The organism is Rummeliibacillus sp. POC4, from assembly GCF_003576525.1.
GTDB lineage: Bacteria > Bacillota > Bacilli > Bacillales_A > Planococcaceae > Rummeliibacillus.
In genome coordinates, this window is record NZ_QWUA01000105.1 from 1 (window position 1) to 8,201 (window position 8,201).

The window sequence follows — 8,201 nt, forward strand, 5'->3', positions numbered from 1 at the left end:
TTTCATTTTATTCTATTAAGATACTTTACAGAAAATTCTATATATAACTATAAAATATTTTTCAAAATAAAACAAATGTATTTAGTAGGAAATAAACAGCAATAATTTTGCCACTTAACATTAGGGCTATTCTTATTAAGCTCGTTGTTCTTTACGAGTCATAACGTCAAATATTACCGCTACTGCTAATACAGTACCACGAATGATATATTGATAGGATATGCCAATTCCTAGTAAGTTCATACCACTGGATAAAGAAGCCATCACAATTGCACCAATAATCGCTCCCGTTACTTTTCCTACCCCACCGGCAGCTGAGACCCCACCTACATAAGCAGCAGCTATTGCATCAAGTTCAAACAAAGTTCCAGCAGTTGTTGTTGCAGACTGTAAGCGTGAAGTAAAGAGAATTCCAGATAAAGCGGCAAGCATCGCCATCGATCCAAAGACGATAAACGTTATTTTCTTTACACTGATTCCACTTAAATGAGCGGCTTCTGGATTACTACCTACTGCATAAATACGGCGTCCAAGAACCGTTTTGGTTGTTAAAAAATGATAAATCACTACAACTGCTACAACAATAATAACAGTCCAAGAAAACCCATTATAACCTGCTAAAATCCATGTTATATACGCAATGATCGCGGAGATGAAGATTAGTTTTATACTGAAGATACTACCTGACATCACTTCAAAACCATAATTCATTTTATTTCGGCGAATTGTAATTTCGTTGTATATGAATAAAAGTATTCCAACTAAACCTATTAATAATGTTAATAAATGGAGTCCGTTCAACTCCATTATTGATGGGATAAATCCATTCCCTATTGCATTGAATTGCTCATCTTTTATAATAATCGTTCCGGTTTTTTCAGTTACTTGTAGGAGTGCACCACGGAAAATCAGCATACCAGCAAGCGTTACAACAAAAGATGGAACACCAATTTTTGCGATTAATAAGCCGTATACTAATCCGATTAGTATACCTAATACTAATATAATCGGAATAACTAGCCATACTGAAAGTCCATATTGGGTTAATAGAATGGCAGTTATAGCTCCTAAAAAGCCTGCTAAAAAACCGACCGATAAATCGATATGCCGAATAACAATTACAAGTGTCATCCCTACTGCCAACACAGCAATATACCCAGCAGAATCTAGTAAATTACTAATATTTCTAGATGAAATAAATAACCCATCAGTCAAAATGGTAAAGATTAAAATAATTACAAATAAGGCAATATACATCCCATATTCTCTAATATTTAGTTTCACTAAATTTTTTCCTTCTTTTAATAAATTCATTACGTTCCCCCCTTTATTGTGTAGCTAGTTCCATGATTTTTTCTTGTGTAGCTTCCTCGGCGGATAGTTCCCCTTTGATAGTGCCATTAGCCATAACATATATTCGATCGCTCATGCCAAGAATTTCTCCAAGTTCTGAAGAGATCATGATGATGCTCATGCCTTCTGATATCAGCTGGTTCATAATTGTGTAAATTTCAAATTTAGCACCGACATCAATCCCTCGTGTTGGTTCATCTAATATTAAAATCTTTGGTGACGTAAATAGCCATTTACCTAATGAAACCTTTTGCTGATTGCCTCCGCTCAAATTTCCAACTCTTTGTTCAAGTGAGCTTGCTTTAATATGCAACGATTCTTTGTATTGATTTGCAACTTTTACTTCTTCATTTAGGTTGACAACACCGTTAGATGTAATCCCTTTTAAATGTGCTACCGAAATATTACTTTTTATATCTTGCAATAAAAACAATCCATTGCCCTTACGATCTTCTGTTACATAAGAAATGCCTGCATTTATCGCATCGTTTGTATTTCTCAACATTCTTTTTGAACCATGTATTTTCAGACTGCCTTGCAGTTTATAATATTTCGGATTGCCAAATATACTTAGTGCTAGTTCTGTACGACCAGACCCCATCAATCCTGCAATTCCAATGATTTCTCCTTTTTTTACGTGGAGATGAACATTTTTGGCAACATTTCTTCCTAATTGTGGGTCAAAGGCTGTCCAATCTTCTAACTCAAGGATAGTTTCTCCTATTATATGGCCTTCTCGTTTCGGATAAATATCTTCGATTTCGCGTCCTACCATATTTTTGATAATTACATTTTCTTCTATTTTCCCCTGGCTAGCATCCAAAGTACAAATGCAATGTCCATCTCGTAAAACAGTTATTTTATCCGCAATCTGCATTACTTCCTTCAGTTTGTGCGAAATCATAATACAACTGATTCCTTGGCTTTTTAGCTCTTTTAAAAGCTTTAGTAGATTTTCACTATCATCTTCGTTTAATGCTGCTGTTGGTTCGTCCAAAATTAAGAGTTTGACATCTTTACTTAATGTTTTTGCAATCTCTACAAGCTGTTGTTTGCCAACACCCAGTTCTTTGATCAATGATTCTGGTGTTACATCGAGTTTTACCTTTTTTAGCATTTTATTTGCTTCTGCAATCGTTTGATTCCAGTCTACAAAAGGACCATTTCGTATTTCATTTCCCACAAAAATATTCTCGTATACTGTCAAATCCGGAAATAGAGCAAGTTCTTGGTAGATAATCCCGATTCCACATTTGACACTATCATTAATCTCATGAAAATGTTGAACTTGCCCTTCATAAACGATATCACCTTCATATGTACCATGTGGGTAGACACCACTCAACACTTTCATTAAAGTAGATTTCCCTGCTCCATTTTCACCCACCAAACAATGAATTTCTCCTTTTTTTACTTTGAAATTTACATTTGATAGGGCTTTAAATCCAGAAAATTCTTTTGTAATATTGTTCATCTCGAGTATATATTCACTCATTTTATCACCCCTAATTCACTTCATTTTCAGCTTTTAATGGGCAAAATAGTGATAGCAATTGCTATCACTATTCTCCACTTCGTTCATTTTCTACTCTAAACCGTTAAATTCACTAGCTTCATAGTAGGCTGAATCGATTAATTCCTTTTTCACATTGTCTTTATTGACAACAATTACGTCCGTTTGTTTAGCCTTTACTTCTACTGAACCATTGTCATAAGATCCCGTTGTATCAGGTGTTTTACCATCTAATACTTCAACAGCTACCCCCATTGCATCTGTCACTAAAGTTCGAACATCTTTGAATACGGTCATCGATTGTTTGCCATCGATAATGTATTGAATAGAAGCCTTTTCTGCATCTTGACCTGTTACAACAAAACTTTTCACAGCTTTATCTGTTGAAAATACGTCTGCTATTGAGCGTGCAGTACCATCATTAGGAGCTAAAATTGCTACATTTCCTTTTAAATTTGCTTTCGCTGCAGTTAGGTGTGTTTGTGCTTTGTTTTTCGCTTCGTTTGGATCCCAGTTCGTTGTTACTTGCCCAATAATTTTACTTAATTGGTCACGTGAAAGTTCTGCGGTATCTTTTAGCTTTTCAGCTTCACTAGAGTTCGCAAGTTTGAATGTACCATCTGCAATTTTTGGTTGAAGCACTTTCCATGCACCTTCAAAGAAAAGAAATGCATTATTATCTGAAGCCGCTCCTGCATAAAGGTATAGCGGTACATTAGAACCATTTGCATTGTCGATCAAATATTGAGCTTGAGCTGCACCAACTGCTAAACTATCAAAAGTTACATAGTAATCCACTGCATCGGTATTAGTGATTAAACGATCATATGCAATGACTGTAACTCCCTCTTTCTTGGCAGCTTCTACTGCTGCACCTGCTGCTGCACCATCTTGAGGAGTAATGATTAATACTTTAATACCCTTATTTAAGAGTGACTCAACGTTTTCTTTTTCTTTTGCCGAGGATCCTTGACTAAATAGAATTTCTGTAGAATATTTTGAATCCTTCAATGCATCTTTGAAACGCTGTTCATCTTGTACCCATCGCGGCTCATCTTTTGTTGGCAACACAATTCCTACGTCTATTTTATTCTTGTTACTTTTACTATCCCCATCACCATTGCTATTACATGCAGTTGCAACTATTGTAACGAATAGCAAAACTAGTATGAATGTTAGCCTTTTTAAATTTTTTATCACGACAAACCATCTCCCCTTCTGATTAAAGTTATTTCCTTTAATCACAGATTTATATGAAAACGTTTTCGCAATTATTCTTAATACAAAAATTTAATATTATAAATCAATCTTTTGAACTATCTAAAGGCCTAATATTAGATGAATTTTACATAATATATTCTAAATTCAATATACTCTTTGCATGATCCAAGTTAGAAGATCAATAGTTTATTACACTATGTACAATTGCTAGATTTGCTAGTCTTCGTGTCTTTCTTGAAATGTGGCCACATATTAGAAAAAGTATCGTATCTTTAATGGTGGAATTTTCTTAAATTTACACATTATTTCTATGATGTTTCAATAGTATATATAAATACCTGAAATGGAGGGATTCTATGGAAAAAGCTGATATCGTCATTGTTGGAGGGGGTGTGATGGGTTCTAGTACTGCCTATTCACTTCGAAAAATTGGGTTCGATGGTAGAATTATTGTTTTTGAAAAAGATCCTATTTATGAATATTCTTCAACTTCCAGAAGTGCTGGAGGAATTCGGCAATTATATACAACCTCCATTAACATTCAAGTAAGTCGATATAGTTTGCAGTTTTATAAGAAATTCCCTGAAACTATGAAAATTGATGGTGAACCATTTGAAATTGATTTTAGACAAAATGGTTATCTATTTTTAGGTACAGCTCAAATGATTTCTTCTTTAAAAAAGCAACAAGTTCTCCAACATCAATTCAATGTTCCTTCCCAATTACTTTCAGCAGACGAATTGCTCAATATTATTCCAGAATTAAATATCGAGGATTTAGCAGGTGGGCTTTATTGTCATGAAGATGGTTATTTAGATCCTTACTCCGTTATGCAAGGCTTCCGAAAAAACGCTCAAAGAATGGATGTTGAATATATTTTTGAGGAAGTTGAAACGATATTGACGACTCAAAATCGGGTAACAGGAGTTCGCTTAGTCAATGGACAAGAATATCATTCTCCAATTGTTATTAACTGTGCAGGTGCATGGGGTGTTTATTTAAGTGAAAAAATGGGTATTCCATTACCTATTCATCCATTAAAGCGGCAAATTTTTCAGTTTGATACGGCAGTTCCATTAGAGAAGGATTTACCTTTAACCGTTGATCCTACAGGCGTGTACTTCCGACATGAAGGCAATAAAATTTTAAGTGGCTATTCAGAAAAAGTGAAACCAGGTATAGATTTTACGGTAACACGTTCTCTTTTCTATGATGAAATATGGCCGATATTAGCTCATCGGGTGAAAAATTTTGAAATAGCCAAAATAACATCTTCTTGGGCTGGTCTATACAGTTTCAATACAGCTGATCACAATGCAATTATAGGTACTCACCCTACGATGCAAGGCTATTATATGGCACTTGGTTTTAGTGGTCATGGAATGCAGCAAGCTCCTGCAGTTGGACAAGGGTTAGCTGAGTTAATCCATCTAGGAAAATATGAAAATTTAGATTTACATCCTTTACGCTTTGAACGTTTTGCAGAAAATGATCTTGTTTTAGAAGATGCCATCGTTTAATAAAGGGGGAAATATATTTGCTGCTATTAAATGAACAAGACATTATGCAAGCAATCACTATGAATGACACAATTCAAGCTATTGAAGAAGCCTATATTTTATATGACAGTAAACTTTTTCACATGCCTCTACGAACACAAATTCAAGACAACGATAATACGTTATTACTTATGCCCTGCATTGCAACAGATTCCACCGGGTTAAAAATCGTCAATGTCTTTCCTAATAATCAAGATCTTCCAGTAACGCAAGGAACGATGATCTTACACAATCGACAAAACGGTGCGATTAAAGGAATCCTAAATGGAACATTGTTAACCGGGATTCGAACAGGTGCTATTGGTGGTACTGCTATTAAATATTTGGCACATGAAGACTCACATTCGGTTGGCTTAATTGGTACAGGTTATCAAGGTTTATATCAACTATTGGCTGCTTGTGCTGTTCGTGATATCCGCCATATATATCTCTGGAATCGTACACAAGATAAGATTCCTGCTTTTATCGAAACCCTAAAAAAACAGATAGCAAAAGATATTGAAATTCATATTGTTGATGAAACGATTAATTTAGTTGATCACTCTGATATCATTATTACTTCTACTACTTCTTCTGAACCCGTCCTTCCAAATATCGAAAAAATTTATAATGGGAAGCTCATCATCGGAATTGGTTCATACCAACCACAAATGAGAGAATTCCCAAATTTCATCTATAACCATCTAGACTTTCTTTATGTAGATACATTGGATGCAAGAAGTGAAAGCGGCGATGTAATGACACCATTAATGCATTCATGGATAACAGAAAAACAAGTCATTCCATTTTCAAAAGTTATTACAAACAAAGTAAAACCCATTATTTCAAAACATCAACCCACCGTGTTCAAGTCAACTGGTATGGCTCTTTTTGATCTTGTTGTTGCAAATAGAATAGTAGAAACTGCTTTACAGCATAATATTGGAAAAAATGTAGAGTTGTAAATTACTAAAAAAGGGGATGATTATTTGAACACGATTGTATTAGTGGAGTTTATCTTATACTGCATCTTTATGCTAGGAATTGGTTATTATTTTAGTCGTCGTAATATGGGGCATTCAGATTTTCTTTTAGGTGGGAAAAAATTACCTGGTTGGACACTAGCCTTCTCTGAAAGAGCAACTGGTGAATCTGCTTGGTTGCTACTAGGTTATACAGGATTTGTCTATTCAACTGGATTATCCGGAATTTGGGTTGCCATTGGTATTACGCTAGGAATTGTGTTTGCTTGGTTATTTTTAGCGAAAAGATTTATGCAAGATGCGGAAAAATATAAAGTAATGACTCTACCAAGTTATTTAGCAAAACGGTTTCCAAAACACGGAAAACTCATATTATGGTTAGCAACTATTCTTATCTTTAGTTTTATGATGTTCTATTTTGGTGCACAAATTGCAGGAGCCGGAAAAACTCTATTTACCGTTTTTAGTATACACACTACTGTTGGTATGTTGCTCAGTATTGTAATTGTTATTATCCTTTCTTACACTGGTGGATTTGTCAGTGTTGTATGGACAGATATGATTCAAAGTATAATGATGCTAGCAACATTAGTCATATTACCAATCGTCGCAATTTACAATATTTATACAGGCGATTTATCGATTAGTCATGCATTACAATCTTCCGGTTCTGAAATTGACTCTTGGACAGGTGGAGTAACCGGTTTTGCACTCGGTTTATTACTATTTAATAATTTTGCTTGGTTCTTCGGATTCCTTGGAGGACAACCACAGCTCAGTTCGCGTTTTATGGCGCTTAAAAATAAGAAAGAAGCAACAACCGGGTGTATTGTAGCAATTATTTGGACTGTATTAGCTTATAGCGGAGCTTTTCTTATTGGGATTACAGCTATTACACTTTACCAAGATCATCAATTTGCAGATGTAGAAACCATTCTACCTTATATGGCACTCGATCTTCTTCCTCCGTGGATAGCCGGGCTTTTACTTTCAGGTATTCTTGCAGCTATTATTTCTACTGCAGATTCTCAACTTCTTGTTATGACAAGTTCTGTCAGTGAAGATATCGTTAATAAAGCAATGGGTAAAAAATTATCTGAAAAGCAATTAGTTAGAATATCTAGAATCACTATTGTTGTAGCTGGATTAGTTGGTTTAATCATTGCTTTAACATCTAAATCTCTTGTGTACTTAGTTGTTAGCTGGGCATGGGCAGGTGTAGGATGTACGTTATCTCCAGCCATTATTCTAACGTTTTTATGGAAACGTTACTCTGGTATCGGTGTCATCGCTACAATCATAGCGGGCTTTGTGAGTACACTTATTTGGATATCAACTCCACTTGAAGATGTAATTAGTTCACGCTTTACAACATTCATCATTGCAGCTGTTGTCGGCATTATTTTCAGTCTTCTATTCCCTGATCAAAAAGAGGAGAAGAATGTATTGGAGGATGAAGAAACACAAACTGCTTGAATATTATGATGCTCATTTTATTCGCTCCATTTTGCATTTTATTCGCTAGTTTTGGCTGTTTATTCGCTCTTTTCTCTTGTTTATTCGCTAGTTTCGTTCGTTTATTCGCTCTTTATT

The 8,201-nt window shown here is 35.1% G+C and carries 6 protein-coding genes; 3 read left to right on the top strand and 3 right to left on the bottom strand.

Translation table 11 applies throughout. The features are described 5' to 3' along the window. Positions 1-135: 135 nt before the first annotated feature. The 3 genes from D1606_RS17605 to D1606_RS17615 all read right to left on the bottom strand — a co-directional run bounded on the left by D1606_RS17605 (position 136) and on the right by D1606_RS17615 (position 4,066). On the bottom strand, positions 136-1,314 hold the full coding sequence (locus tag D1606_RS17605) for a sugar ABC transporter permease (protein WP_119417323.1): 1,179 nt from the start codon (positions 1,312-1,314) through the stop codon (positions 136-138). A 13-nt stretch (positions 1,315-1,327) separates the two neighbouring features. Continuing rightward, on the bottom strand, positions 1,328-2,848 hold the full coding sequence (locus tag D1606_RS17610; RefSeq protein WP_119417324.1) for a sugar ABC transporter ATP-binding protein: 1,521 nt from the start codon (positions 2,846-2,848) through the stop codon (positions 1,328-1,330). A gap of 90 nt (positions 2,849-2,938) precedes the next feature. Further along, a complete protein-coding gene (locus tag D1606_RS17615; RefSeq protein ID WP_199670782.1) occupies positions 2,939-4,066 on the bottom strand; it encodes a sugar ABC transporter substrate-binding protein in 1,128 nt (375 codons plus the stop codon). A 377-nt stretch (positions 4,067-4,443) separates the two neighbouring features. Between D1606_RS17615 and D1606_RS17620 the strand changes: the two genes are divergently transcribed. From D1606_RS17620 to D1606_RS17630, 3 genes are read left to right on the top strand one after another with little or no spacing between them, the layout of a single operon-like run. Then, the gene (locus D1606_RS17620) at positions 4,444-5,607 is read left to right on the top strand and encodes an NAD(P)/FAD-dependent oxidoreductase (protein WP_119417325.1); all 1,164 of its coding nucleotides are present in this window, start codon (positions 4,444-4,446) and stop codon (positions 5,605-5,607) included. A 17-nt stretch (positions 5,608-5,624) separates the two neighbouring features. Then, positions 5,625-6,590, top strand: coding sequence for an ornithine cyclodeaminase family protein (locus D1606_RS17625; RefSeq protein WP_119417326.1), 966 nt, complete (start codon positions 5,625-5,627; stop codon positions 6,588-6,590). Between the two features lie 24 nt (positions 6,591-6,614). After that, positions 6,615-8,084 (top strand): sodium/proline symporter, encoded by a 1,470-nt coding sequence (locus tag D1606_RS17630; RefSeq protein WP_119417327.1) that lies wholly within the window; start codon positions 6,615-6,617, stop codon positions 8,082-8,084. The last annotated feature ends 117 nt before the right edge of the window (positions 8,085-8,201 follow it).

Excerpts from the sequence above, each read along its gene's own strand:
- D1606_RS17605 (WP_119417323.1), bottom strand. The coding sequence starts at position 1,314 with ATGAATTTATTAAAAGAAGGAAAAAATTTAGTGAAACTAAATATTAGA.
- D1606_RS17610 (WP_119417324.1), bottom strand. The coding sequence starts at position 2,848 with ATGAGTGAATATATACTCGAGATGAACAATATTACAAAAGAATTTTCT.
- D1606_RS17620 (WP_119417325.1), top strand. The coding sequence starts at position 4,444 with ATGGAAAAAGCTGATATCGTCATTGTTGGAGGGGGTGTGATGGGTTCT.